The 24,392-nt window shown below is 56.2% G+C and carries 19 protein-coding genes; 17 read left to right on the top strand and 2 right to left on the bottom strand.

What is annotated here, in order from left to right; translation table 11 throughout:
* The first annotated feature begins 67 nt into the window (after positions 1–67).
* The 17 genes from Mal52_RS23350 to Mal52_RS23270 all read left to right on the top strand — a co-directional run bounded on the left by Mal52_RS23350 (position 68) and on the right by Mal52_RS23270 (position 22,737).
* A complete protein-coding gene (locus tag Mal52_RS23350) occupies positions 68–808 on the top strand; it encodes a hypothetical protein (RefSeq protein ID WP_145378928.1) in 741 nt (246 codons plus the stop codon).
* Between the two features lie 308 nt (positions 809–1,116).
* Positions 1,117–4,401, top strand: coding sequence for a carbamoyl-phosphate synthase large subunit (gene carB / locus Mal52_RS23345; protein WP_145378927.1), 3,285 nt, complete (start codon positions 1,117–1,119; stop codon positions 4,399–4,401).
* On the top strand, positions 4,398–5,027 hold the full coding sequence (locus tag Mal52_RS23340) for a Maf family protein (protein WP_145378926.1): 630 nt from the start codon (positions 4,398–4,400) through the stop codon (positions 5,025–5,027). The genes carB and Mal52_RS23340 overlap by 4 nt, the downstream gene beginning before the upstream one ends.
* Positions 5,028–5,062: 35 nt before the next feature.
* Positions 5,063–6,184, top strand: a complete 1,122-nt coding sequence (locus Mal52_RS23335) for a tRNA dihydrouridine synthase (RefSeq protein WP_145378925.1) — start codon at positions 5,063–5,065, stop codon at positions 6,182–6,184.
* Positions 6,185–6,843: 659 nt separating this feature from the next.
* Positions 6,844–7,203, top strand: a complete 360-nt coding sequence (locus tag Mal52_RS29960; protein WP_197533428.1) for a hypothetical protein — start codon at positions 6,844–6,846, stop codon at positions 7,201–7,203.
* A gap of 449 nt (positions 7,204–7,652) precedes the next feature.
* The gene (locus tag Mal52_RS23325; protein ID WP_145378924.1) at positions 7,653–8,099 is read left to right on the top strand and encodes a TPR end-of-group domain-containing protein; all 447 of its coding nucleotides are present in this window, start codon (positions 7,653–7,655) and stop codon (positions 8,097–8,099) included.
* A 232-nt stretch (positions 8,100–8,331) separates the two neighbouring features.
* Positions 8,332–9,162 (top strand): purine-nucleoside phosphorylase, encoded by an 831-nt coding sequence (locus Mal52_RS23320; RefSeq protein WP_197534416.1) that lies wholly within the window; start codon positions 8,332–8,334, stop codon positions 9,160–9,162.
* 232 nt (positions 9,163–9,394) lie between these two features.
* A complete protein-coding gene (locus Mal52_RS23315; RefSeq protein ID WP_145378922.1) occupies positions 9,395–12,946 on the top strand; it encodes an isoleucine--tRNA ligase in 3,552 nt (1,183 codons plus the stop codon).
* Positions 12,947–13,002: 56 nt separating this feature from the next.
* On the top strand, positions 13,003–13,491 hold the full coding sequence (locus Mal52_RS23310; RefSeq protein WP_145378921.1) for a tRNA (cytidine(34)-2'-O)-methyltransferase: 489 nt from the start codon (positions 13,003–13,005) through the stop codon (positions 13,489–13,491).
* Complete coding sequence (locus Mal52_RS23305; protein WP_145378920.1) at positions 13,488–13,853, top strand: diacylglycerol kinase family protein; 366 nt, start codon at positions 13,488–13,490, stop codon at positions 13,851–13,853. The genes Mal52_RS23310 and Mal52_RS23305 overlap by 4 nt, the downstream gene beginning before the upstream one ends.
* Before the next feature lie 169 nt (positions 13,854–14,022).
* Entirely contained in the window at positions 14,023–15,387 is a 1,365-nt protein-coding gene (locus tag Mal52_RS23300) for an MFS transporter (protein WP_197534415.1), read from the top strand.
* Positions 15,388–15,441: 54 nt separating this feature from the next.
* Positions 15,442–15,894, top strand: a complete 453-nt coding sequence (locus Mal52_RS23295) for a glycine cleavage system protein H (RefSeq protein ID WP_145378918.1) — start codon at positions 15,442–15,444, stop codon at positions 15,892–15,894.
* A 165-nt stretch (positions 15,895–16,059) separates the two neighbouring features.
* On the top strand, positions 16,060–17,133 hold the full coding sequence (locus Mal52_RS23290) for an ATP-binding protein (RefSeq protein ID WP_145378917.1): 1,074 nt from the start codon (positions 16,060–16,062) through the stop codon (positions 17,131–17,133).
* Positions 17,134–17,215: 82 nt separating this feature from the next.
* Positions 17,216–19,054, top strand: a complete 1,839-nt coding sequence (locus tag Mal52_RS23285; RefSeq protein WP_231962425.1) for a prenyltransferase/squalene oxidase repeat-containing protein — start codon at positions 17,216–17,218, stop codon at positions 19,052–19,054.
* Positions 19,055–19,075: 21 nt separating this feature from the next.
* Positions 19,076–20,938, top strand: a complete 1,863-nt coding sequence (locus Mal52_RS23280; protein ID WP_145378916.1) for a polyprenyl synthetase family protein — start codon at positions 19,076–19,078, stop codon at positions 20,936–20,938.
* Positions 20,939–21,010: 72 nt separating this feature from the next.
* Entirely contained in the window at positions 21,011–21,997 is a 987-nt protein-coding gene (locus tag Mal52_RS23275) for a prenyltransferase/squalene oxidase repeat-containing protein (RefSeq protein WP_145378915.1), read from the top strand.
* A 47-nt stretch (positions 21,998–22,044) separates the two neighbouring features.
* A complete protein-coding gene (locus Mal52_RS23270; RefSeq protein WP_145378914.1) occupies positions 22,045–22,737 on the top strand; it encodes an MOSC domain-containing protein in 693 nt (230 codons plus the stop codon).
* A gap of 54 nt (positions 22,738–22,791) precedes the next feature.
* Here the strand turns inward: Mal52_RS23270 and Mal52_RS23265 are convergent, their stop codons facing one another.
* Positions 22,792–23,832, bottom strand: coding sequence for a potassium channel family protein (locus tag Mal52_RS23265; protein ID WP_145378913.1), 1,041 nt, complete (start codon positions 23,830–23,832; stop codon positions 22,792–22,794).
* A 114-nt stretch (positions 23,833–23,946) separates the two neighbouring features.
* Positions 23,947–24,270 (bottom strand): cupin domain-containing protein, encoded by a 324-nt coding sequence (locus tag Mal52_RS23260; protein ID WP_197534414.1) that lies wholly within the window; start codon positions 24,268–24,270, stop codon positions 23,947–23,949.
* Between the last annotated feature and the right edge of the window lie 122 nt (positions 24,271–24,392).

Below are 24,392 nucleotides of genomic sequence, written 5' to 3'. Positions count from 1 at the left end.
TGGTCGTGCCAGTGATACCCCAGAATGGCATTGTTAGACAGTGCTACTTTATGCGAATAGGTGAAACATGCTCCGAACCTTTGTCCCTCCTTTTGACTTTCACTTGCCTCGTGGCGGTCGTCGCCATTTCAAAAAAATGGCAGCGCAATTAGCAACTCAATTCGACACGACTCCAGAAATCATCGACGACCCGATCTTCTCGTACGCGATATCCGGGAAGTCTCAGCTTGATCGAATCGCTCACTTAAATGATTCACGTCCTGCTATCGTTTACTTGTCGAATGTTGTCGAGCATTCCGCAATTTTAATTGTTGGTGAGTGTGAGACATCTGATCTGCTGGCTCCGCTGGAATATGACTCTCTCGCCAGTTTTTTAGAGGCACCATACGTGCGTGGATATGGTGTCAGCAATGAAACGCCATTAAAGGCAGCATTTGATGAAACGACAATCGTAATTAGCGACCTCGTATGTTTTCGGAACGACGATGACGAGTTGCCGGACAACGGGTTATTCCGCGTGCACGAAAAATATCATGACTACTATATCTGCAATGTACTCGACTACGACAAATATTTCGATCATTGCGCTGTGTTTGGAGACGCACCCTTTTTTCTCCCGTCTGACACCCACGTCGATCTCAAGGAATGCGTAAAGCAACTGGACAATTATACGTTGCGAGAGTTTCTCCTTGACCAAGCGGCGCCATTTGCAACACTTGGCGACGATCACATGGATGATGAATACATCGTTTTCTATGGCATGGATTGTCGGCAATACGGCGACGACGAGTTGACCTTTGTCCGTTGAACCGCGGCAAAACATCGCCCAGTCTGAACAGTGCGTTTTGGTGTTCGGCTCCACCTGTTCCCGGCGACATCTCGTCTCCCTCCACCAAATTCCCCCTCGCCTGGATTTGATTCTCCCGGCCATCTTGCTATCCTGGACCAACTTTGCGCCGAAAATCCTGAAACTGGGGTTTTCTACGCAGATTTCCACGAAAAACAGCCTTGTGGGATGCCTGCGCGCACTGGCGGACACGCCGCTAGTGGCATCCCCCGATGGTGATGGTTGTGGATTCCGACTGCAATCCTGCCAGATTAGAGGGAACTACCGACGTGCCTCGTCGTGACGACATTCACAAGATTCTGATTATTGGCTCCGGTCCGATCGTGATCGGTCAGGCCTGCGAATTTGACTATTCCGGAACTCAGGCGTGCAAGGCGTTGCGGGAAGAGGGTTATGAGGTTGTATTGGTCAACTCCAATCCAGCCACGATCATGACCGACCCCGATACCGCCCATCGGACTTACGTCGAGCCAATCACCTGGGAATATGTCCAAAAGATCATCGAAGTCGAGCGGCCCGATGCTCTGTTGCCCACACTGGGCGGGCAAACCGGGTTGAATACGGCGATGGACCTTGCGCGGCGGGGGATTTTGGAACAGCTGGGCTGTCAATTGATCGGCGCCAAAGAAGATGTCATCGCTAAAGCCGAAGGGCGGCAGACTTTCAAAGATGCGATGGTCGAAATCGGCCTGGACGTGCCGATCAGCGAAACCGTGCACAACATGGAGGAGGCCCGCGCCGCTTTGAAAGTGGTCGGGCTGCCGACGGTCATTCGTCCGAGTTACACGCTCGGCGGCGTGGGCGGCGGAATCGCCTACAACCGCGACGAATTCGACGCGATGGTCCAAAAGGGGATCGACCTGTCACCGGTCGGCGAAGTGCTCTTGGAAGAGTCGATCATCGGCTGGAAAGAGTACGAGATGGAGGTGATGCGCGACAAAAACGACAACGTCGTGATCATCTGTGCGATCGAAAATTTCGACGCGATGGGCGTGCACACGGGCGATTCAATCACCGTGGCTCCGGCGCAGACGCTGACCGACAAAGAATATCAACGGATGCGGGATGCCACGATCTCCATTATGCGTGAGATTGGAGTCGAAACGGGTGGCTCGAATGTGCAGTTCGCCATCAATCCCGAAAACGGTCGTATGATCGTGATCGAGATGAACCCCCGCGTCAGCCGTTCCAGCGCACTGGCCTCCAAAGCGACCGGATTTCCCATTGCTAAGATCGCCGCCAAATTGGCGGTCGGTTACACGTTGGACGAAATCCCCAACGACATCACACGCGAAACATTGGCCTGTTTCGAACCGACAATCGATTACGTCGTCACAAAAATCCCTCGGTGGACTTTTGAGAAATTCCCCGAAGCCGATGCGGTGCTGACGACGCAAATGAAATCGGTCGGCGAAACAATGGCCATCGGCCGTACCTTTAAGGAGTCACTACAAAAAGCCGTTCGCGGACTGGAAACGGGGCATTTCGGCCTGGGTGGCGGCAAGAACGACCTGTGGGGTACGAGCGAGCAACCGGCCGATGATGAGATCCAACGCAAATTGGCGACTCCCAACGATGAGCGGTTGTACTATATCCGCTACGCCTTCAAAGCCGGAATGTCGTTAGAACATGTGCATGAACTGACGCGAATTGATCCTTGGTTTTTGGACAACATCCTGGAGTTGACCGAAATCGAAGCGGAACTCCGCCAAGTCACGCGGCTCGAGGATGTCGACGACAGTCTGTTGCTTAAAGCCAAACGGCATGGCTTCTCTGACCGGCAGTTGTCTTTTTGGTGGGCCGCGTCGGAAATGGACATTCGTCAGCACCGCAAGGAGCGGGGCGTGGTGGCGACGTTCAAACAGGTCGACACCTGTGCGGCGGAGTTTGAAGCGTACACACCCTATTACTATTCGACGTACGAATCGGAAGACGAAACGCCCGCCAAACAGTCGGACAAAAAGCGGGTGATGATTCTAGGCGGTGGCCCGAATCGGATCGGGCAGGGGATTGAATTCGACTATTGCTGTTGCCAAGCCTCCTTTGCGCTGCGGGAGTTGGGCATCGAAAGCATCATGGTCAACTCGAATCCGGAAACGGTTTCGACCGACTACGACACATCGGACATCTTGTTCTTCGAACCGCTGACGACCGAAGATGTGCTCAATATCTGCGACCGCATGCAGCCTGATGGTGTGATCGTGCAGTTCGGCGGGCAAACGCCGCTGAATCTGGCGCGCGGTCTGGAAGCAGCCGGTGTGACAATCATCGGTACCAGCCCGGTCATGATCGATGCCGCGGAGGATCGCGAAAAATTTCAGGGGATTCTGGAGCAACTCGGTTTGCGACAACCCCCCAACGGCATCGCCACCAATGTCGAAGGTGCGCGGCAAGCGGCGGAGCGCATCGGCTATCCGATTCTTGTCCGTCCCAGTTACGTGCTGGGCGGGCGAGCGATGGAGATCTGTTACGACGAGCCGTCGCTGGTGAAATACATGACCGAGGCGGTTGATGCTTCGCCGGACCATCCGGTGTTAATCGATCAATTTCTGGAAGATGCGACCGAAGTCGATGTCGACGCGATCTCCGACGGCAAGCTGACGCTGGTCGGCGGAGTGATGGAACACATTGAAGAAGCGGGTGTGCATTCGGGCGACTCCGCTTGCGCATTGCCACCGTTTTCACTTTCCGATGAAGTGATTACGGAGATCAAAGAAGCGACCTATGCCTTAGCGGGGGCGCTCAAAGTCCGCGGGTTGATGAACATTCAATTCGCCGTCAAAGAAGTCAACGGCGACCATCTGGTGTACATTCTGGAAGTGAATCCTCGGGCGAGTCGGACGAGTCCCTTCGTCTCCAAGGCAACCGGCATTTCGCTGCCGCGGATGGCGGCCAAGATCATGGTGGGAGTCTCCTTGGAAGAGCAGGGGATCACGACCGAACCGTGGCCGGAGTATTACTCGGTCAAGGAAAGCGTGTTCCCGTTTCAGCGGTTTGCGGGTGTGGATATCATTCTCGGTCCGGAAATGCGTTCCACTGGCGAAGTAATGGGGATCGATGAGCGGTTTTCATTGGCCTTTGCGAAAAGCCAATTGGCTGCAGGGTCACAATTGCCGCGCGAACCATGCAAAGTCTTCGTCAGTGTGGCCGCGCCGCACAAGCAGGCGATCATTGGTCCGGCGCGCGTGTTGTATCGCCGCGGCTTTAAGCTGGTGGGAACGGCCGGTACGGCTGCGGTCTTGCGGGAAGCGGGGATCGAAGTCGAAACGGTTCGCAAGATTCAAGAAGGCCGACCGAACCTGTTGGATTTCTTGGCCAACGGTGACATTCATTTGATCCTCAACACGCCCAACGGCAAAGGGGCGCGGACTGACGAAGGCAAAATTCGCGCTGCCGCCGTCGCACACGGCGTTCCGTGCATTACGACCTTGAGCGGTTGTCAGGCCGTGGCGCGGGCGATGGAAGCGATGGCCGAGGATCCCAAGCCGCGTGTCCGTGCATTGCAGGACTGGGCGTCGACGACGAGTCCCTCATCGACATCAACGAATTCATGAAACGTGTGATTCTCGCGTCCCGTTCCCCACGCCGTCGAGAACTGTTGGCGCATCTCGTTGCGGAAGAGTCCATTCAGGTTCTGCCGCCGAGCAGCGCCGATGAAGCTGGGTTTGAAGGGTTGCGGGATTGGGCGTCGATCGAATCTCAGTTGCTCAATATCGCCCGCGAGAAATGTGACGACGTTTGCGGGCAATTAGCCGATTCCGGCGCAGCTTATGATCTGGTCGTGGCGGCCGATACGGTTGGAGTTTGCGGCGGTGAAGACGGAGACCTTGTGGTGCTCGGCCAGCCACCGCAGGATTCGCGTTGGCAGGAGACGGTCGCCGGGTGGTTTCGCGATTATTATTTCGGCCGCGAACATACGGTGCTCACAGGGTTGTGCGTGGCAGATGCCAGCGGCGCGCGAGTCGAACGGATCGCCGCGACACAGGTCGCTATGGTCGCAGAAGATGACGAACTGTTAAACTGGTATCTCACCACCGATGAACCGCACGGCAAAGCAGGTGGGTATGCCATTCAAGGGGCCGGCAGCATGTTCGTGGAATCCATTTCCGGCAGCCTGAGCAATGTTATCGGTTTGCCGTTGGAAGTGTTGCGGGAAATTTTGAACGAACAAAACCGCTAAGTCGTCCGCCCGTTTCCCGTTTATAAAAATACGTCATGAAAACGGCAGACCAACATCCACTCAATGCGCAACCAGCGACGGTTTCATCCGACTCGCGACCGTTCGGCGATGAAGATCCGCGGATTTGCATTGGCGGACGGACGATGGAATCGCGGTATTTTCTGTCGCCGCTGGCGGGTTATACGCATCTGGCCTTTCGGCAAGTCGTACGCGAACTGGGCGGGTTGGGTTTAGCGACGACCGATTTGGTACTCGCCAATCAACTCAGCCACAAAAGCCGTAAGTCGATGGAACTGATTGCCACCAACGCTGCGGACCGTCCGTTGTCGGTGCAGATTTACGGTGGTGTGAACGAAGAACTTGTCCGGGCAGCGCGGTGGTTAGAAGATCAAGGTTACGAGGGAATCGACCTCAACATGGGGTGTCCCATGGCCAAGATCACCGGCAATGGCGGCGGTGCACGGTTGATGTGCGACGTCGACAACGCCAGTCGTGCGGTGTCGGCCGTGATCGAAGCGGTCGCGATTCCCGTGACGGTGAAAATGCGACTCGGCTGGGATCGGGAGCACATCACCGCACCGATGTTGGCACGGGCGTTTGAACAATTGGGCGTGGCGGCGATCACCATTCATGGCCGTACGCGACAGCAAGGGTTTCACGGGAATGTGCAGCTGGAGGGGATTCGCGAAACGGTGGCGGCGGTCCAGCGGATTCCGGTGATCGGCAACGGCGACGTGCGGACCGTCGCCGATGCGATTGCTATGCGGCGAATCACCGGATGCGCTGCTGTGGCGATCGGCCGTGGTGCGCTCATGGATCCTTGGATATTTCATCGACTCCAGCGAGTCAACATGGGAGACTCAAGTGTCTGGGAACCACCGGCCGAAGCGCAGATCGAATTCCTGGAACGGCATTTTCGGCTGATGTTGCAGCAGCATGGTGAGGCGATGAGCTGTTTGATGTTTCGCAAGTTTGCCGCTTGGAATGGTGCCCGTCTGGGAATTCCCGAAGACTTGGAAGACCGTCTGCGACGGTTTGAGTCGGAGGCCGAGTTTGGCGAGATTGTGGAGCAGATTCGTCAGCGACACGGCGAACGCAAAAACCCGCGCCCCACGGCCGAAGTCCGCGTTCCCAATGGACCCGTGGAGCGATGGTAGCCAACTTTGCGAATAGAGCGTTGTCCTGAGTGGCGATTTGCTCTGTTTGGCATTGATTCCCTGCACGAAATAAATCGCCAAATCCCCTCGTCGATTACGGTGTGATTACAAACGAATTGCATTATGTGGGGCATTGGATTCGACGATCCTGCTAAGTCTAAACAGCCAGGGCAGAATCGGGAGTGTGATTGAGACAATTGTCTCGCTGTGTTGGTGGCTGCTATCTGATTTTGTATCTTCGGAAATGGATAAAAATTGTCGACAATGCATGTCGCGGAAACGCTTGACAAAGGGCGGAAACTTTAATAATCAGGGCAATCAGACTGTCCGGTTCGGCTTGCAGCGCCGGGTTGGATTTGCTCAACTAAAAATCAACTGCGACAGCGCCACTTCGGTAGGATCGTCCAGTTTTCCGTCTCAGATGTTTCCATCTCACAAGTAGTGAATTGGGCACGACAACTACGGCGGGGTGTGCGATTGACGACGTTTCAAAGAATTCGGATTGTCGGTCGCAAGCGGATTTGTTTTTGATATTCTAGAAGTCAATGTACAACAGATTCAGATTTCCCGTAACATCACGGGGCTGGCGTTCGGATCGGAGTGATTCGTGCGGCTCATCTGAGGATTACGCAAGAAGGATGCTTTCGAGGACGAACACTATGCAAGTTGTGAGCCCTGACTTTGGTTTGACGGCTTGGCCACTTTTAGAGAGCGGCGAAGCGCCCGAATTCTGGGCGGCCGCCGATCGGCCGTTTCCGCCCGATGTTCTTCTCGAGGATGACGAAGAACTGGATGATGACGAATTCGATGACGACGATGACGACGACGAATTCGACGATGAGCTCGATGAGTTCGACGAGAGTGAAGTGGAAGAGGAAGATCTGGACGATGATCTTGACGACCTCGACGACGACGAATTAGACGACGAGTTCGAAGACGAAGATGACGAAGAAGACGATGATGATCTGGACGACGATGATCTCGACGACTACGGCGACGATCTCGACGACGACTTTTAATACCGTTGCCCGATCACGTTCTTGACGTTGGCCAATCAAGCGACGATTGCGGCGGGTAACCTACCCGTCGGAATGTCGCTCACGTCACTCCCTCCCCCCCCCCAAGCAAGTCATTTCCCTCAGCCCAAGTGTCTAATGCTCGCCAGCAGGCGAGCATGGCCAAGTTGTGTTCGCGGTACGCGAACTGACAATTGGCCATATTGCCCCGACTTTATGCAGATACGCCGCCAAAAGTCATTGGTCAGGGGGAGGACCGGTTTGCGCCCGTTGCTCTGCTGCGGCGGTGCGCTATAATTCAATCAGCGAGGCAAAATGTATCGATGGCGATAACGCATCAGCGCTTGGCCATCTCTGGGTTTTAAGACCAATCCAAGGCGACTGCTCGCTATTTTCCGCGGCGCAATGATGCGGACCCGACAACTGAAATAAAGCCTAGGAGGCTGCTCATCATGTCCAACATGCATAACTCGAAGGCAACGCGACAAGAGGAACCGCAGACAGAAATGTCTCTGGCGGATATCATTGGCCGTTCGCAATCGGATTTTGAATTGGACTTTTTCAGTCGCATTGCCGCTCAATCTCCGTGCTACGCTGATATTTTAGTACAGCTCGGTCAATTGCTGACGCTCAAGGGGCGGCATGACGAGGCGCTGGATATTGATCGGCGACTTGCCAAATTACGGCCGCAGGTGCCTCAAGTCGCTTACAATTTGGCGTGCAGTTACTCGTTGTTGGGGCGGACCCATGAAGCACTCGACGCGCTACGCCGCGCGATTCAGCTCGGGTATTGGGATATCGATCATCTGCTGATGGACCCCGATTTGACCGGTCTGCACAGCGTCCCGGAGTTTCAAGATTTGCTGTCGGATCTTGATTTTGAACTTCTCGAGGATTGAGAGCAGAGTCGCTCTTCGCTGCCATCCGTTTCGGGAAGATTTCAATCTTTGCCCGATCCTGTTCGCTGGGCAACTCTGCCAGGGTTTGCTGCTGCCCTTTTCTCTGCCGAATTGTGACGATTTCTGCAGTGACTGTCCCTTTCGCCTCCTGCCGAGGACTGTACAATCGGGGCATTCCGGTCGCAGATGTTTGGCCGATTTCGGAGAGACGAGCAACAAAGGGTGAACCATCGTGAGCGAGCAGCTGGAGCAGATTCAACAGGCCACCAAGGCTGTGCGTGAGCGATTCGCCACCAAACCGCGGGTCGGATTGATTTTGGGTACGGGACTGGGGGGATTGGCGGCGGAAATCGACGAGCACGCCACGATTCCTTATCACGAAATTCCGCACTTTCCCGAATCGACGGTCGAGTCGCACACCGGGCAACTGGTCTGCGGCACCCTGAGCGGCCTGCCGATCGTGGCTATGGAGGGACGGTTTCATTTCTACGAAGGGTATTCCATGCGGGAAGTGACGTTTCCCGTGCGGGTGATGCAGGAACTCGGCGTGGAGATTTTATTGGTCACCAATGCCGCGGGCGGGATGAATCCACAGCACAATCTCGGCGATTTGGTGGTGATCGAAGACCACATTAATTTCATGGGGGACAACCCGCTGATCGGCCGCAACGACGAGAGTCTCGGCCCACGGTTTCCCGATATGTGTGCTCCCTACGACCGGGAATTGATCGACTTGGCGGAAGCGTCTGCCTTGGAATTGGGAATTCGCGCCCATCGGGGCGTGTTTGTGGCTGTGGCGGGGCCCAATTTAGAAACGCGGGCCGAATATCGTATGCTGCGGAGTTGGGGGGCGGATTTGGTGGGCATGTCGACCGTTCCCGAAGTCATCGTCGCCGCTCACGCCGGATTGCGGGTGTTGGCGATTTCGATTGTGACCGATGTTTGCTTGCCCGATGCCTTGGAACCGGTCGACATAGCTGCGATCATCAAAGTCGCCGGCGAAGGGGGAGAACGTCTGGCAAAAGTCATCCCCGACGTCCTCACACGATTGGCCGATGCGTAGGTCATGCTGTGCATGCTCTACCAGCAATATTTACCTCGTTCCCAAGCTCCGCTTGGGAACGGACTTAACCGAAGCTCTGCTTCGGCACCCGATGGCCTGTGGACGACAGCTTTGTCTTTGAGTGAGCGAAGCGGAGCTTCGCAGGGATGCGTTCCCAAACGGAGTTTGGGAACGAGAGTAATGAGAATCAATTGGGCGCGGTGTTTTAATTCATCAGGAAAATTGAAGAGTCATGTTTGAAAAAGTTTCGGCCGACGCCGAGTTTGTGGGGGGAGAACATCAGGTTCTCAAGTTTTGGGAGTCCGCTGGGATTTTCGATAAGCTGCGCGCGAAAAACGCGGGCAAGCCCCCTTGGAGTTTCCTGGATGGACCGATCACCGCCAACAACCCAATGGGCGTGCACCACGCCTGGGGGCGGACCTATAAGGATGCCTACCAACGCTTTTTCGCCATGAACGGCCACGAACTGCGTTATCAAAACGGGTTTGATTGCCAAGGCCTGTGGGTCGAGATCGAAGTCGAACGCGATCTTGGTTTTACCACCAAAGCCAGCATCGAATCCATGGGCATCGACACCTTTTCAAATGCCTGCAAACAACGCGTGCTTAAGTTTGCCGCGCGGCAAACCGAGCAGTCGATTCGTCTCGGTTATTGGATGGATTGGGACAGTCCAGAAGAGCTGCGCAAGTTGTCCGAAAATGTTGGCAAGGACGAGCCGGTCACGATCACGACACCGTCGGGCAAAACCGCGACCGGTCCGGCGCATCAACTTGTGGGGCGGCTTGGTTGTCCGGAATGGGGGGGAAGCTACTTTACCTTCTCGACCGAAAACAACGAGACAATCTGGACGTTTCTGAAGAAGTGTTTTGAGCGGGGCAAAATCAAGAAGGGGCACGACGTGATGCCCTGGTCGGGCCGCGCTGGGTCGGCCTATAGCCAGATGGAAGTCGCTGACGGCCGGAAGCTGTCGGTGCACAAATCGGTCTTTGTCCGCTTTCCCTTACGCGGCCGCACGGACGAATACCTGCTCGTATGGACAACGACGCCCTGGACGCTCACCAGCAACGTTGCCGCCGCTGTGAATCCCGAATTGGAATACGTCAAACTCAAATCCAAACGCGACGGGGCCGTCTATTATTTCGCCAAAGAAAACCTCGACTTTCAACGTCTGTCACGCGAATTCAAAGAAGGCTTCGGCCGCCCGGAATGGGAATGGCCCAAGGATGTCCCCAAGCTGAAATCGTTGGGGCAGATTTTCAAAGAGCAGGGCGGGTTCGAAATCGAAGCGACGATCCTCGGCGCGGAGATGGTCGGTTGGGAGTACGACGGACCATTCGATGATCTTGCTGCGCAACAACAGTCAGGTGGCGTGCCGACCGATGAATCGTTGGCCGACAAATCTGGTGTCAGCTGCCACCGCGTCATCGATGGCGGACGGGATTCCAAAGGGAAACCGAACGTCGTCGCTGGGGAGGGAACGGGCATCGTGCATATCGCTCCCGGTTGCGGTGACATCGATCACAAGCTCGGCGCGGAGCAGGGTATTGTCGGCATTGCCCCGTTGGAAGAGGATGGCACCTTCACGTCGGAATTCGGAGATTTCGCCGGCCGTCGCGCCAACGATCCGGAGACCGCTGAGTTGGTCTTCGAAAAACTGAAGGCCAAACATCTGTTGGTTGCGGTCGAGAGTTATCCGCACATCTATCCGCACTGTTGGCGGACCGGCGACGAGTTAGTGTTTCGGCTCGTCGACGAATGGTTCATCGATATGGATTGGCGGGACGAAATCAAAGCGGTCACCGAACAAATCCGCTGGCTCCCCGATTCGATCGACGGTAAGGAGCGGGAAATCGAATGGCTGACCAACATGCGGGACTGGATGATCTCCAAAAAACGCTTTTGGGGACTGGCGCTGCCGATTTGGGTCGATGAGGAAACCGGCGATTTTGAAGTCATCGGGTCATTGGCGGAGCTGAAAGAACGCGCCGTCGAAGGCTGGGATGAATTCGAAGGGCACACGCCGCACCGGCCTTGGATCGACAAAGTTAAAATCGCGAATCCGAAGAACGGCAACGTGATGTCACGGATTCCTGACGTCGGTAATCCCTGGCTCGATGCGGGAATCGTCCCGTTCTCGACGATGCACTACAACAGCAATCGCGAGGAATGGCAGAAGTGGTATCCGGCCGATTTCGTCACCGAATGTTTCCCCGGCCAGTTCCGCAATTGGTTTTATGCGTTGCTGGCAATGGGCACGATGATGGACAACACGCCCCCGTTCAAAACGCTGCTGGGACACCGGCTGGTGATGAACGAAGAGGGCAAGCCGATGCACAAATCCGACGGCACCGCTATCTGGTTTGAGGAAGCGGCTGAGCAGGTCGGTGTCGATACGATGCGGTGGATGTTCCTAGGACAAAACCCGGCGACCGACCTGCGGTTTGGGCATCGTAACCCGGACAAACCAGTCACGCTGCAAACGCCCAATGGGCCGGTGGATCAGACGGCCGAAGGGGTTCCCACCTGCGCCGTTGTGAGCGGCCCCGCTGATGAAACGCGGCGGCAGATTTTGATCACGTTGTGGAACACCTATACGTTTTTCGTCAACTATGCCCGGCTCGATGAATTTGACGCCGCTGCGGCGCCGGTTCCGGTGGCAGAGCGGCCGGAAATCGACCGTTGGGTGTTGGCCAACCTGCATGCCTTGGTCCAAACGGCCAATACAGAAATGCAAGACTTCAACGTCGCCGGATTTTTGAAAGAGGCGGCACGATTTATCGATGATCTGTCAAACTGGTACATCCGCCGCAACCGCCGCCGGTTTTGGCGTTCCAAGGATGCGGGCGATCGCGACAAATTGGCCGCCTATCAAACGTTGTACGACGTGCTGGTCACGCTGACGAAATTGCTCGCCCCGGTGATTCCGTTTCTCAGCGAACGGCTGTATCAAAACCTGGTTTGTGCAGTCGATAAGACGGCCCCCGAAAGCGTGCATTTGTGCGACTATCCCCAAGCCGATCCAGCGGTGCTCGATCCGGAATTGAGCCAGCGGATGGCATTGGCGCAACTGGTCGTGAATCTCGGCCACGGGCTGCGTGAAAAAACGAGCCTCCGCGTGCGGCAACCGTTGGCCGAATTGCGATTTGCCTGCGCGAACCCGGCGCATCTCTCGGCGATTGAAAATCTGTCGGATGTGATCAAGGAAGAATTGAACATCAAACAGATCACCGGTTGCGAAAACCTGGACGAATTGGTTTCGTACACCTACAAGCCGAACCTGAAAACACTTGGACCGCGGTACGGGAAACTGTTGGGTGTGATTCGCAAGGAGTTGCCGAATTTGGATGGTCACTTGTTGGCGCCGTTACGCAGTGGCGAGTCGGTGACGGTTACGCTGGGTGGCGAAGAGCTCGAATTAGGACCGGACGACGTGATGGTCGGCACCGAGCAAGCGGCCGATTGGGCGGCGGCGGATCAGGATGGCGTGCAGATTGCACTATCCACGGTACTGACGCCGGAGTTAATCGGCGAAGGGATGGCCCGCGACGTGGTGCGGCACGTGCAACAATTGCGTAAGGATGCGGATTTGGATATCGAGAATCGCATCGCGGTGACATATTGCACAGACGATGCGGAAGTTGTGGCGGCGATCGAGCAGTGGCAGGATTATGTCTGCGGCGAAACCCTCGCCGACGCGTTGAGTCGTACCGAGACATCGCCGGAGGGGGCTAAGAGTGTGAGTGTCGGCCCCGCGGATGTCGCGTTGGCGATTGCCAAGGTGTGATGCGGCGCTGCGTGATTTGGATGGTTTATTGATTCCCTATTGAGTGTGTGGTGGCGATGTCTGAGAAAAGTGAACCGCTGTTACACATTGTCCTCTATCAACCGGACATTCCGCAGAACACCGGCAACATCGGTCGCACCTGCGCCGCGGTGGGAGCCAAGTTGTGGTTAGTGCGGCCGTTGGGATTTCATCTCGACGCCAAACATCTTCGCCGGGCGGGGATGGATTACTGGAAGTTTGTCGATTGGGAAGCGGTCGATGATCTGCGGGAAATCCGCGCACGGCTTCCTGAGCGCACGTGGTGGTACATCACCAAATTCGGCCGCCGACAGGTGTGGGACGCCGAGTTCGGGCAAGGCGATGTCGTCGTCTTCGGCAGCGAAACCCGCGGACTTCCCGCCGGACTACTACAGGAAAACGAAGGGCATTGCCTGCAATACCCAATGCGTGAAGAGGTCCGCAGCTTGAATTTGGCCAGCACAGCAACAGCGGTGATCTACGAAGCGGTGCGGCAATTCGGAGGCTTGGAAGGGGCAGCAGAATGAAACGGACGCCGCTGCGGCAAAGTTTCGTGCACGCCTTTTCGGGAATGTGGCAAGCGTGGCGTCACGAGCGGAACTTGCGGATTCATGTCGTAGTTGCGGTGACCGTCTGCGGACTGGCGGGCTGGTTACAGATCCCGCCGCGGGATGGGGCCATCTTGGTACTCACAATTGCTCTAGTGATTTCCGCCGAGTTATTCAATACGTCGCTGGAAGTAATCGTCGATCTTGTCTCGCCTGAGCGACACGAATTAGCAAAAACCGCCAAGGACGTGGCCGCTGCGGCCGTGCTCGTCCTGGCGATTGCGGCGGTGATTGTCGGGCTGCTGATCCTCGGCCCGCCGCTTTATGGCCGATTTGCCTAAGAGATTCGTGAATAATCCGTGACAACCTGTTGGGTGAAATTGACCATGATTATTCACCATGTCACAAGGCAGCGTCTCTGCAATTTGCGACACAACGTGGTATGATCGGTGTGGCATTACTGCCGATCTTCTTCTTTCTAAGTTCGCAATACGGCCAACGGAGCGCCTCGTGAAGCCCAGCGACCACCTCGATGCCGTTACTCGCGCGGTGCTGTGGAATTCGATGTTGTGGACGGCCGGCAATGCGCTGACTTCGGGCGGGTTTTTGAGCTACTTCGCCTCGGAATTAAATGCCAGCCCATTTATTTTATCAGTGCTGATGGCAACGCCCGAAACGGTTGGCATCATGGCGCTCGCTGGGCGGCCGATTATCCGTTGGTTGGGTGACCGTAAACGGACGTGGTTTGTCTGTTCATTGATTTCGCGCGGGGCGCTGTGTGGAATTCCCTTGCTGGCCATCCCCACGCTCAGGCCGGCTGGCATTGATCCTGTCTGGATTATGATCGGCTGTTTGGCCATTGCTCAAGCGGCACAGGCGGTTGCATTCGTCGCTTACTTTTCGTGGTTGTCCGATTTAGTACCCGGTCGTCGCTGGGGACGGTTTTTTGCGTTGCGGCAAATTGCGACCTTAGTGGTGTTGTTGGTCGTACCGGTCGCCGCTGGTTATGCGCGTGGATATTGGCGCAGTAGTTATTCCGATCAACAAGCCCTGTGGGCGTTGATGGGGACCATGCTCCTCGGCATCGGATTGCTCTTGGCGTCGCTATGGCCCATGCTCCACATCCGGTCGATTCCCATACGGGAATCCTCAGCGGACTTGGAGTACCAGCGTCGGGGCTTCACGGGCGGATCGGTGACGCTAAAGGGAATTGGCCGGGCGCTCGCGGATCAGCCGTTTCGTCGGCTATGTTTTTATAGTTGGTGGTTGGCCTTTTGGTCCGGGCTGACGCAGGTGGTGATCTTCAAATTTTTGTATGGACCGTTGGCGATTTCGCTCGGCACCTATTATCTGCTCTCCAGCGTGATGAAGTTGGTGCAAATTCCGATTTCTTGGAAGACGGGAATCGTCGCCGACCGGTTTGGCAACAAGACGGCCCTGATCCTGGGCGTGCTGGCAACGGCTGCGGCGATGCTGTTTTTCTGTCTAGCGGGGATCGCGCAGTGGTGGTGGGTTTTTGGAGCCTATGTGATGTGGGGCGGATGGGGAGCGGTGAATATCGCAGCGCCCAATTTGATGCTCAAACTTTCGCCGCGTAGCGACAATGCCGCCAACATCGCACTGTTCCGGCATGTAGCGGGGTTGATTGCCGGTGTGAGCGGAATTCTGGGTGGATTTCTGTTCGCCAGATTGGCAGAGCAGGGAACTCTTGCGATGGGATGGGAATTCACGGCGGATCCTTATCAATTGTTGTTTCTCATTTCGTTTGTGGGACGTGCTTTGACGGTGTTTTGGATTCTTCCGCTTCGAGAACCGGCTGCGAATTTTATGGTCGACGTTGAAGAGATCGCTCCGAACGTCGATAATCCCAGCTAACCATCCCCGTACGCAATCCGCAATTCGATCCTCCACTCCGCACGGCGAACATGCATGTCCGATGATTTGATTTTTATGATGGGAAGCTACGAAGCTCGGTTTCCCCAAGATCGCAACTACGTGGAAAGCCACCTGTGGTTTCAACCCCAGGGTGAGGTGTACCGCGTCGGCTTCACCGCCTATTCCGTACGGCTGTTGCAGGACGTTTATTTTTTGGATTGGACGATCGATGCGGATACGGCTGTTCGCAAAAAGCAAGAAGTCGGTGAGGTCGAAAGTTCCAAAGCGCTCTCCACCCTCTACGCCCCCGCCGACGGACGTCTCGTGGCGTTCAACGATGCGGTGTTGGATGATCCGTCGTTGATCAACACCGACAATTATGGCGCGGGGTGGTTATTCGAGTTTGCGACCGAAGCCCCCACGCTGGCGCCAGCGGAGTATCTCGAATTGCTCGACGCGGGATGGGAGGCGACGCAGCGGATCATCAAGGGGCAAATGAACGACTAATCGGCCCCAAAACTGGTCAGGGAATGCGGTTTCTTTTTTGGACAATGACATCCGTAACAGCATTTGTCGCACCACGGGCTACAGGTTACGCTCACGGTTGTTTATAATCGAGGCAGGCGGCTGCGATGTCCGCAGGCGGAATTTTTACGACAGAGGCGGCGACTTATGGCAGGTCAGCGGATTACGGTGGTTATCTCCCAGGCTCAAAGCAAAAATCCCCAACTGCGGGCTTTGGAAGAAGATATCGCCACGCAACTCATGCTCGACGGCAAAGTGGAGGTGTCGCTGGTTCCTCACTTGTATGATCTGACCACCGATCATCCCGGCATGCTGTTCCTCAAATCGGTCCCCGGCGATCTGATCGTGCTCTCCTGGCTATACCCCCGTGCCTCGCGTTGGATTCTGGATCGCAACGGCATCAGCGGACAAGAGGGCAAAAGCGAGCTGAAGTCCGAGGAGGAAGAAGAGGTCGACGAGGAAGAATTGCAACCGTCAGCCAATGCCATCGGCGCTCGAGATGTTCCCAACCGAAAAATCTATACAATCGATCTCCGCGCCCGGGATCAAGCGGCCGATTTTCTGGGCGAGATCCAGCGGATCGCCAACAGCGCTGCTGTGCAAACCGTTGAGTTGCTGGACTGGATCGGCGGCACGCCCCGCCCCGACCAAATGCAGCAATACTTGAATCCGCAAAAAAATGAAAACGGCAACGGACAGCCGGTCAATGGAAATGGGAATGGGCACAGCCCCGCTGACAGCAATGGTCACCGTCCCATTGATCTCGAAGGTGGTCCGGTCAAACGTCGCTGGTATCCGGTGATCGACTACAGCCGTTGCACCAATTGCATGGAGTGCATCGACTTCTGTCTGTTTGGGGTGTATGGCGTCGATGGAGCGGAACGGATTTTGGTCGAACAACAGGACAACTGTAAAAAAGGTTGCCCTGCCTGCAGTCGTGTTTGCCCCGAGAATGCCATCATCTTTCCCGGTCACAAAACCCCCGCGATTGCCGGTTCGGAAGAAGGGGGCATTGGAAATCTCAAGATCGATCTTTCCAAACTGTTTGGCGCCCCGTCAGCCATGGAGTTGGCGGCGCAGGAACGCGATACCGAATTGGTTGCAGATGGACGGGATGCGGTGGGAATGACCGTCGGCATTCCCAAACGTCAAGATTCCCAACCGCAAAAGCGCGATCAACTCGACGACCTGATTGACGGTCTTGATGACCTCGATTTTTAAGTAGTCGTAGGGTCCGCTATGCGGACCGAAATTCCTTGCACGGTCCGCACAGCGGACCCTACTGTCTGCATGCGGCCCACCCGTGTTTGCACAATCCCCCCTGACTCTCGAACGCATCGAAGGCTGTTATCAAACGGCAGCGGAGAGACTGTTGTCCGAACGCAATGCCGCCGGACATTGGGAAGGAGAGCTGTCGACGTCGGCGCTCTCGACTGCAACAGCGGTCATGGCGCTACACATGGTGCAGCAACACAGCACACCAGCGACGCAGGACGATCAAAATTTGATTGATGGCGGGTTGCAGTGGTTGGTGGATCACCAAAACGATGATGGCGGGTGGGGCGATACGGTCAAAAGCCTCAGCAACATTTCGACCACGATGTTGGCCCACGCGGTGTTTCACGCAACCGGCACAGTAGATACGTTTTCCACGACCGTAACCGCTGCTCGCGATTACATCGACACCGCAGGCGGAGTCCCAGCGGTCATTGCGCGTTATGGAAAAGACAAGACATTTTCGGTCCCAATTTTGACGCACTGCGCCCTGGCCGGTTTGGTCGATTGGAGCGAGGTCTCCGCACTGCCGTTCGAATTGGCCTGCATCCCGCCCCAATTCTATAAGACCATACGACTGCCGGTCGTTAGCTATGCCTTGCCGGCGTTGATTGCGATTGGACAAGTCCGGTTTCAGCATCGCAAACCGTGGTTTCTGCCGTTGCGCTGGTTGCGGCAGGCAGCGATTGGGCGGAGTCTGCGATTGCTAAAGAAAATCCAACCGACCAGCGGCGGATTTCTCGAAGCAGCGCCGCTGACGAGTTTCGTCACCATGAGTTTGGCGGGCTGCGGGTTGACGGATCATCCGGTGGTGCGACAAGGGGTGAAGTTTTTACGCGACTCGGTTCGCCCAGACGGAAGTTGGCCGATCGATACAAATCTTGCGACATGGACCACGACGTTGTCGGTGAACGCTTTGCAAGACGATCTCTCCGTCGAGGACCAATCAGCAATTCGCGATTGGCTGTTGCAGCAGCAATATCGCGAGGTGCATCCCTACACCAATGCCGATCCGGGCGGATGGGCGTGGACCGATTTATCGGGCGGCGTGCCGGATGCGGACGACACGCCCGGGGCCATCTTAGCGTTACTCAAATTGCGCACAGAGGAAACGATTCCCGCCGACGAAGCGGAGGCACTCGCGGCTGCGGTCAATTGGTTGTTGGATTTGCAAAATCGCGACGGCGGCTGGCCCACGTTTTGCCGCGGTTGGGGCGCCTTGCCATTCGACCGCAGCGCCGCGGATTTGACAGCACACGCGATTCGGGCATTGCTCGCCTGGAAGTCACGGCAACCGGAGGCGGAGCCTGCGTTGTTGTCACGGTCCGCTCAGGCCATCCAGCGGGGGTTTGCCTACTTGAGCAAAGTCCAGCGGGCTGACGGCTCCTGGCTGCCGCTGTGGTTTGGCAATCAGTTTTCACCGGATGATGAAAACCCGGTCTACGGCACGGCACGGGTCTTGGCAGCCTACGCCGAGGCTGGGCGTTACGACTCGCCGCAGGCGCAACAAGGCCTGAAATGGATAAAATCGGTGCAAAATTCCGACGGGGGTTGGGGCGGCAATGCCGGTATTTCCTCAAGTGTCGAGGAAACAGCGCTGGCGGTTGAAGCAATATTGGCGGAAACGGAGATATCCCCTGCCGCTGGTCGCGGGGTGGGCTGGCTGGTAAGCTGTGTGGATGGAAATGAGTTCGCTCGCACGACCCCTATTGGTTTTTATTTCGCCAAATTGTGGTATTTTGAGAGGTTATATCCGATAATCTTCACCGTAGCCGCCCTGGGCTGCGCGCGGGCGAAATATAGCCAGACGACTCGCGACGAGACGTTCCCTACCAAAACTCCGTTACATAGTTCGCATTCAGATTGACCGACAGAGAAGGAGAATTCCTTGACGATCGCATCCAGCGAATCACACGGGCGAGATCAAGGTGCGACCACTGCGACGGTCAGCGAAACGAACAGTCCCTCGGCAAAGCCGGTCAAGCGGGCGAAACGACGCAGTACCAGCCACCTGAAAGCGGTTCCAGAAACGCTCGAACTGCGAGAATCGATGCGCGACGAGGCCGAGCGCTTCGTGGAGCGTCTCGACAAAAGCAAGCCGTTCAATAAAGGCGAGTTGGAAGCTTACGGCCACGAGCTGCTCAAAGAGATCAATCAGCCGGAAAAATTCCTCGGCTTTGTCATGGTGCTCATTGGCAATTTCTACTGGAAGCGCCAATTCCTCGCCTTACCATTCGACCGCCGTTTGTTATTGCTGCCGCACTGTTTGAAACATGCCGAAGGCTGTCCAGCCGACTACGACGAGTTCGGTCTCGATTGCGAAAAATGCGGCGCCTGCTCGATCGCTGATTATAAAGTCCGCGCCGAGCAACTGGGGTACAAAGTCCTGGTTGCTGAAGGGTCGCCGATTGTCCTGAAGATTATTGTCTCGGGCCATGTCGACGGTATCTTGGGAGTCGCTTGTCTCAACGTGTTGGAAAAGGCGATCGACAAAGTCCTGGTCGCCGGCGTCCCCTCGTATGCGGTGCCGCTGCATACGGGAGATTGCAAAAACACCACGCTGGACGAATCGTGGATTTGGGACTGTTTGGAAAAATACGAACCGCTTCCCGAACCGCAGACCAATGGATATATCCCGTTGATGCGGGCTTCGAATCGCATGTTTGAGGAACAGTTCGACGAGTTGGTTCCGCCGATTCGCAGTACGGGGGCCTCAACCGATGTCGATTCCCCATTGGCCTCGACCGAAGCCATCTCCTACGACTGGCTGGCGCACGGCGGAAAACGCTTGCGGCCCTTCATCACACTGGCTGCCTATGATGCGGTGAGTGGCAGCAGCGGTTTGGCGGCGGGATTCGAAGATGACATCGATATTCCAGTCGCAGTCCGTCGCGGCGCGATTGCGATTGAAGCGTTCCACAAAGCGTCATTGGCACATGATGACATCGAAGATGACGACCTGTACCGTTATGGCCAAGAGACATTGCATCGCCGCTACGGCACAGGCATGGCGATCAATGTGGGCGATTATTTGATCGGCCTGGGTTACCGGTTGGTGAGCCGTGGAGCTGCGGAATTGGGGGGTGATGTGGTTGCTGATGTGTTGGACAGCATGGCGAAAGCACATATCAAATTGTGCGACGGCCAAGGCGCCGAGATGCGGTGGCAAGCCAATGGCGAAATCGATCTCACGCCGATCGATGCTCTCAAAATCTATGCCCTCAAAACATCCCCCGCATTCGAGGCAGCGCTATTTGCTGGCCTGCGGATGGGGGGAGCGATCGACGAATACCGCGAAATGATCCCCGCATTTTGCCGGCACTTGGGGGTGGGTTTCCAGATTCTCAACGACCTGAAGGACTGGCAGGGCGACGACGATAATAAACTAATCGCCGGTCAAGACGCCCTCTCGCTACGACCGACGTTGTTGTTGGCCATGGCACTCGAAGCGGCCGATGCCCAGCAGCGGAGCGAACTGGAGGAAATCCTCACCGGAGAGGGCGACGGAGGATTTCGTTTGGGCCGCTTGCGGCGGATTTACGACGAGTGCGGCGTATTCGACAAAGCGCATGCCCTGGTCGAAAAATCCCGCGCACGCGCCGAGGCACTGGCCGACGACGTACAACCCGATGCGCTGCGGCAATTGTTGTATTTCATGGTCGACACGGTTCTCGCCGAAGAGTCCACACAGCAATCCCCCGCCACGACGGTCCTCGCTCCCCTGCCGATTCTGGGAACCGTCGGCGCCTAACGGCCCGTTGAAAATGCAGACCCTCTAGCGATTTCCAGTTTTTCAACTGGTTGAAAACGGCCGTTCTCCACCATGCCCGCGGAACCTTATCTCCTCGAACTAGGCAATCGCCTCAGCGCTGGATTGGCAGGACTGGATCCGCAGCGGCGCGCTCGGCATCGCCGATTTATTCTGGCGCAGCAAACCGCCGATGGCGGGTTTTGCGGGCGGGAGGCTCCCGAAGAACTGCGCGATCCTGGTGACGAGGACGCTCCCCGTGAATCGGACCTCTATTACTCCGCCTTTGCGGTGCGCAGCCTAGCAGTGATGGGGGCGATCACTGCTGACGACTGCCGGCCGATTGCCGGATATTTGAAAAGCATCGATCCGTTTGGCGGGTCGGTGATCGATATTGTCAGTTGGTTGTACTGCGCGTTGATCGTACAAACGACCGCCGGCATCGACGTACTGGCCGAGCACGATTCAGACTGGCCTGTGCATTTGGCGGAATTTCTAGAGAGCTTTCGCACCGAAGACGGCGGGTACGCCAAAACCCATGAAGGGGCTGCCGGGAGTACCTATCATACGTTTTTGATCGCCCTGTGTTATGAATTGATCGGCCGCACGATTCCCCATCCTGAGCGGTTGGTGCAATTCATCTATGATCGGCAGCGGGAAGATGGCGGGTTTGTGGAAATCGGTCCTATGAAACGCAGCGGCACCAACCCGACCGCCGCTGCCGTGGCCGTCTTGCGGATGTACAACGCCTTTGATGATGAATTCCACCAAGATGTCCGCGCGTTCTTACGGGAAGTCCGCGGCGACGAGGGAGGTTTTCAGGCCAACACCCGCATCCCGTTTTCCGATTCGCTGTCGACCTTTACCGGACTGCTGACTTGTCAGGACTTGGGCATCGACAACGTGGTCAAACCGCACACCGTCGAGCGATTTATCAATGCGCTAGAGTTTCCCGCCGGCGGTTTTCGCGGCGCCGGTTGGGATGAACAAGCGGACGTGGAATATACCTTTTATGCGTTGGGTGTCTTGGGCTTGCTCGGCACCGGTGACAAGCCATCGTAGCTTACTGAATCGAATTCGCGGTCCTTTGGGAGTTCAAATCATCCGCTATGTCCCCACGAATTGAATCTATTCAGATCGGCCGCCCTCAACAGTTCGATGTCGAGGGCGAATCCGCTAAGCCCTGGACCTCGGCTATTATCAAACAGACCGTTCCGGGTCCGGTCTTTGTAAGCCGTACCAATCTTGCCGGCGACGAACAGGCTGACTCCAAACACCACGGTGGACCCGACAAAGCTGTTCTGGCGTATGCGGCGAGTCATTATCCCACGTGGAATTCTGAGATCGAGGACGTTGAGTTTCCCGCTGGCGGCTTCGGCGAAAACTTGACCGTCTCGGGGATTGATGAATCGTGCTGTTGCATTGGCGACACATTCCGTGTGGGCCAATGTTTATTGCAGGTCTCGCAACCGCGTCAGCCTTGTTGGAAACTCTCGAAACGCTGGGGCATCCCCAATCTGTCGGTGTTGGTCCAAAAAACAGGTCGCACCGGATGGTACCTCCGCGTCCTGGAAGAAGGCGAGATCGCGGCCGACATGCCGTTTGATCTCGTCGAACGTCTCCACCCCGAGTTAACCCTCTCCTGGGCCAGTTCGGTCATGTATGCCAAGCCAAGGCGGCATGAGGACGACCTGCGATTGGCGAGTTGTCCGGAACTCTCAGAGTCTTGGAGAACCAATCTGGAAAATCGTGCCCACCGTGGCCAGTCGCCGAGTGATGCAAAACGGTTGTTTGGGACTTAAGCTTCTGTTTGAAGGAAAAAGCTGGGAGAGCGGACTTCAAAAGCAGAATGCCCTTCAATGCACGACTTCGCCGCCGTTCCAACGGTGGATCTGTTTCAGCATGGCCGGCTCGGTTTGAATGGTGATGCGGTCGGCGACGGCCAGTTTGAGATCGCCTTCGGGATAGAAATCTGAGCGGCCAGCGCGTTTACAGGTGATCACATAGATGTCGTGTTTGCGGCGGAGCGTGCGGATGTCGCGGCCGACCAGGGTCGAGTTGTCGGCCACGTCGACTTCAGCCACCACCAGCAGTTTGCCGTCGACGTAAAACGAGTTGGTGATCGAACGATCGGTCGATGCGGTGGCAAACAGCGGCGCCGCCACCGCCGAGGTGCTAAACACCAGATCGATGCCAAAGGCTTCGCGAATTTTAGAGGCGAGATCCTGATCAAACATCCGCATCACAATGCGGACATCGGGATTGAGCTTTCGGGCATCGAGGGCCATTTCCAGATTCGCTAAGTCGTCGTCCGTGGCAAGAATAATCGACTTGGCTGCGGCCAGATTCAATTCTTCCAGAATGCCTTCCTCGCGACCGCTACCTACAAACAGCGGAATGCCGCGTTTTCTGGCATAAGGAATGTTGGTTGAATCCGCGTTTTTCTCCAACACGATCACGTGCTCGCCGAGATGTTGAAGTTCTTCCAGAATCCGAAATCCCACGCGTCCCAATCCGCATAAAATGACGTGATCGTTGTAGGTCTTGGCCATGGCCTGCATCCACTCCTTACTGTTTTCGTCGCGCCGGAGAAGGTGGTAGCTGAATTGCACAATGCCGTCGAGAATCACCGCCAGTCCCAGCGGCGGCAATACCCAATAATACAACTGCAGCAGCCAATGCTCAGGATACTCGTAAATATGCTCCATGAAGATCAAGCAATACGTCGTATAGAACGCCTCGCTATAACTCATTTGCTGGTGGCGATAATAGTCGTGAAAGCACAATCCCCCCACCACGACCAGCCCCGCCGCCACAAGCAGTAACAGCGAAAAGCGAAACAGCGGCCGCCGCAGATAATAGAAATTTGCCAGACCGCGACGCATCAATGGTTTCATGATGTCTCGTCGGAAATTGAAAGAATGCCAGACGGTGTATCACCGGGTGCCCCCATGGAATTCCCGCGGGAGCCGAGTATCGTAGCACAAATATGGCTAGGAAACCCGCCGGTGCTATCCCACGGAATAAAAAACGGCCAGCCAGACGGTCTGTTCGTCGGGGGGCGTCCACTCCACTCGATGCCGACGGTGCGCGGGGATCTCAAGGTAGTCGCCCGCGTGCATTTCCACCGGTGCAGCGTCCCCTTCGAACAACAGCCGGGCGGCCCCTTGCAACACCAGGACCCATTCGTGCTCGGATTGATCGTACCAAAACCCGGCGGGGCTGGCTTGGCCGTGGGAGACAATCCGTTCGATACGAACGTTCGCGGCGTCGAGCACCGTTTGAGTGAGTTCGTCGGGCAATTCAGCGGGGATGCCCGCAAACAAATTCCGCATCGGCTGGTCCATCGGTTTGTGAAATTGTCAGATTGGCCGAGACACCCGCAGGGGCTAATACCGCTGCACGGGACGCCGAGTGAACCGGGATTTCTGTTCCCCGCGGTTGTTGAGATTTTCAA

It is taken from the genome of Symmachiella dynata (assembly GCF_007747995.1).
Taxonomy (GTDB): Bacteria; Planctomycetota; Planctomycetia; order Planctomycetales; family Planctomycetaceae; genus Symmachiella; species Symmachiella dynata.
Note: the sequence above shows the minus strand (reverse complement) of the source record. Positions and strands in the feature narration are given on the sequence as shown.

Coding starts and splice junctions, on each gene's coding strand:
- Mal52_RS29960 (WP_197533428.1), top strand. CDS start 6,844: ATGCAAGTTGTGAGCCCTGACTTTGGTTTGACGGCTTGGCCACTTTTA.
- Mal52_RS23260 (WP_197534414.1), bottom strand. CDS start 24,270: ATGCGGAATTTGTTTGCGGGCATCCCCGCTGAATTGCCCGACGAACTC.
- Mal52_RS23295 (WP_145378918.1), top strand. CDS start 15,442: ATGTCCGATGATTTGATTTTTATGATGGGAAGCTACGAAGCTCGGTTT.
- Mal52_RS23290 (WP_145378917.1), top strand. CDS start 16,060: ATGGCAGGTCAGCGGATTACGGTGGTTATCTCCCAGGCTCAAAGCAAA.
- Mal52_RS23340 (WP_145378926.1), top strand. CDS start 4,398: ATGAAACGTGTGATTCTCGCGTCCCGTTCCCCACGCCGTCGAGAACTG.
- Mal52_RS23350 (WP_145378928.1), top strand. CDS start 68: ATGCTCCGAACCTTTGTCCCTCCTTTTGACTTTCACTTGCCTCGTGGC.
- Mal52_RS23270 (WP_145378914.1), top strand. CDS start 22,045: ATGTCCCCACGAATTGAATCTATTCAGATCGGCCGCCCTCAACAGTTC.
- Mal52_RS23315 (WP_145378922.1), top strand. CDS start 9,395: ATGTTTGAAAAAGTTTCGGCCGACGCCGAGTTTGTGGGGGGAGAACAT.
- Mal52_RS23335 (WP_145378925.1), top strand. CDS start 5,063: ATGAAAACGGCAGACCAACATCCACTCAATGCGCAACCAGCGACGGTT.
- Mal52_RS23275 (WP_145378915.1), top strand. CDS start 21,011: ATGCCCGCGGAACCTTATCTCCTCGAACTAGGCAATCGCCTCAGCGCT.
- Mal52_RS23310 (WP_145378921.1), top strand. CDS start 13,003: ATGTCTGAGAAAAGTGAACCGCTGTTACACATTGTCCTCTATCAACCG.
- Mal52_RS23325 (WP_145378924.1), top strand. CDS start 7,653: ATGTCCAACATGCATAACTCGAAGGCAACGCGACAAGAGGAACCGCAG.
- Mal52_RS23265 (WP_145378913.1), bottom strand. CDS start 23,832: ATGAAACCATTGATGCGTCGCGGTCTGGCAAATTTCTATTATCTGCGG.
- Mal52_RS23305 (WP_145378920.1), top strand. CDS start 13,488: ATGAAACGGACGCCGCTGCGGCAAAGTTTCGTGCACGCCTTTTCGGGA.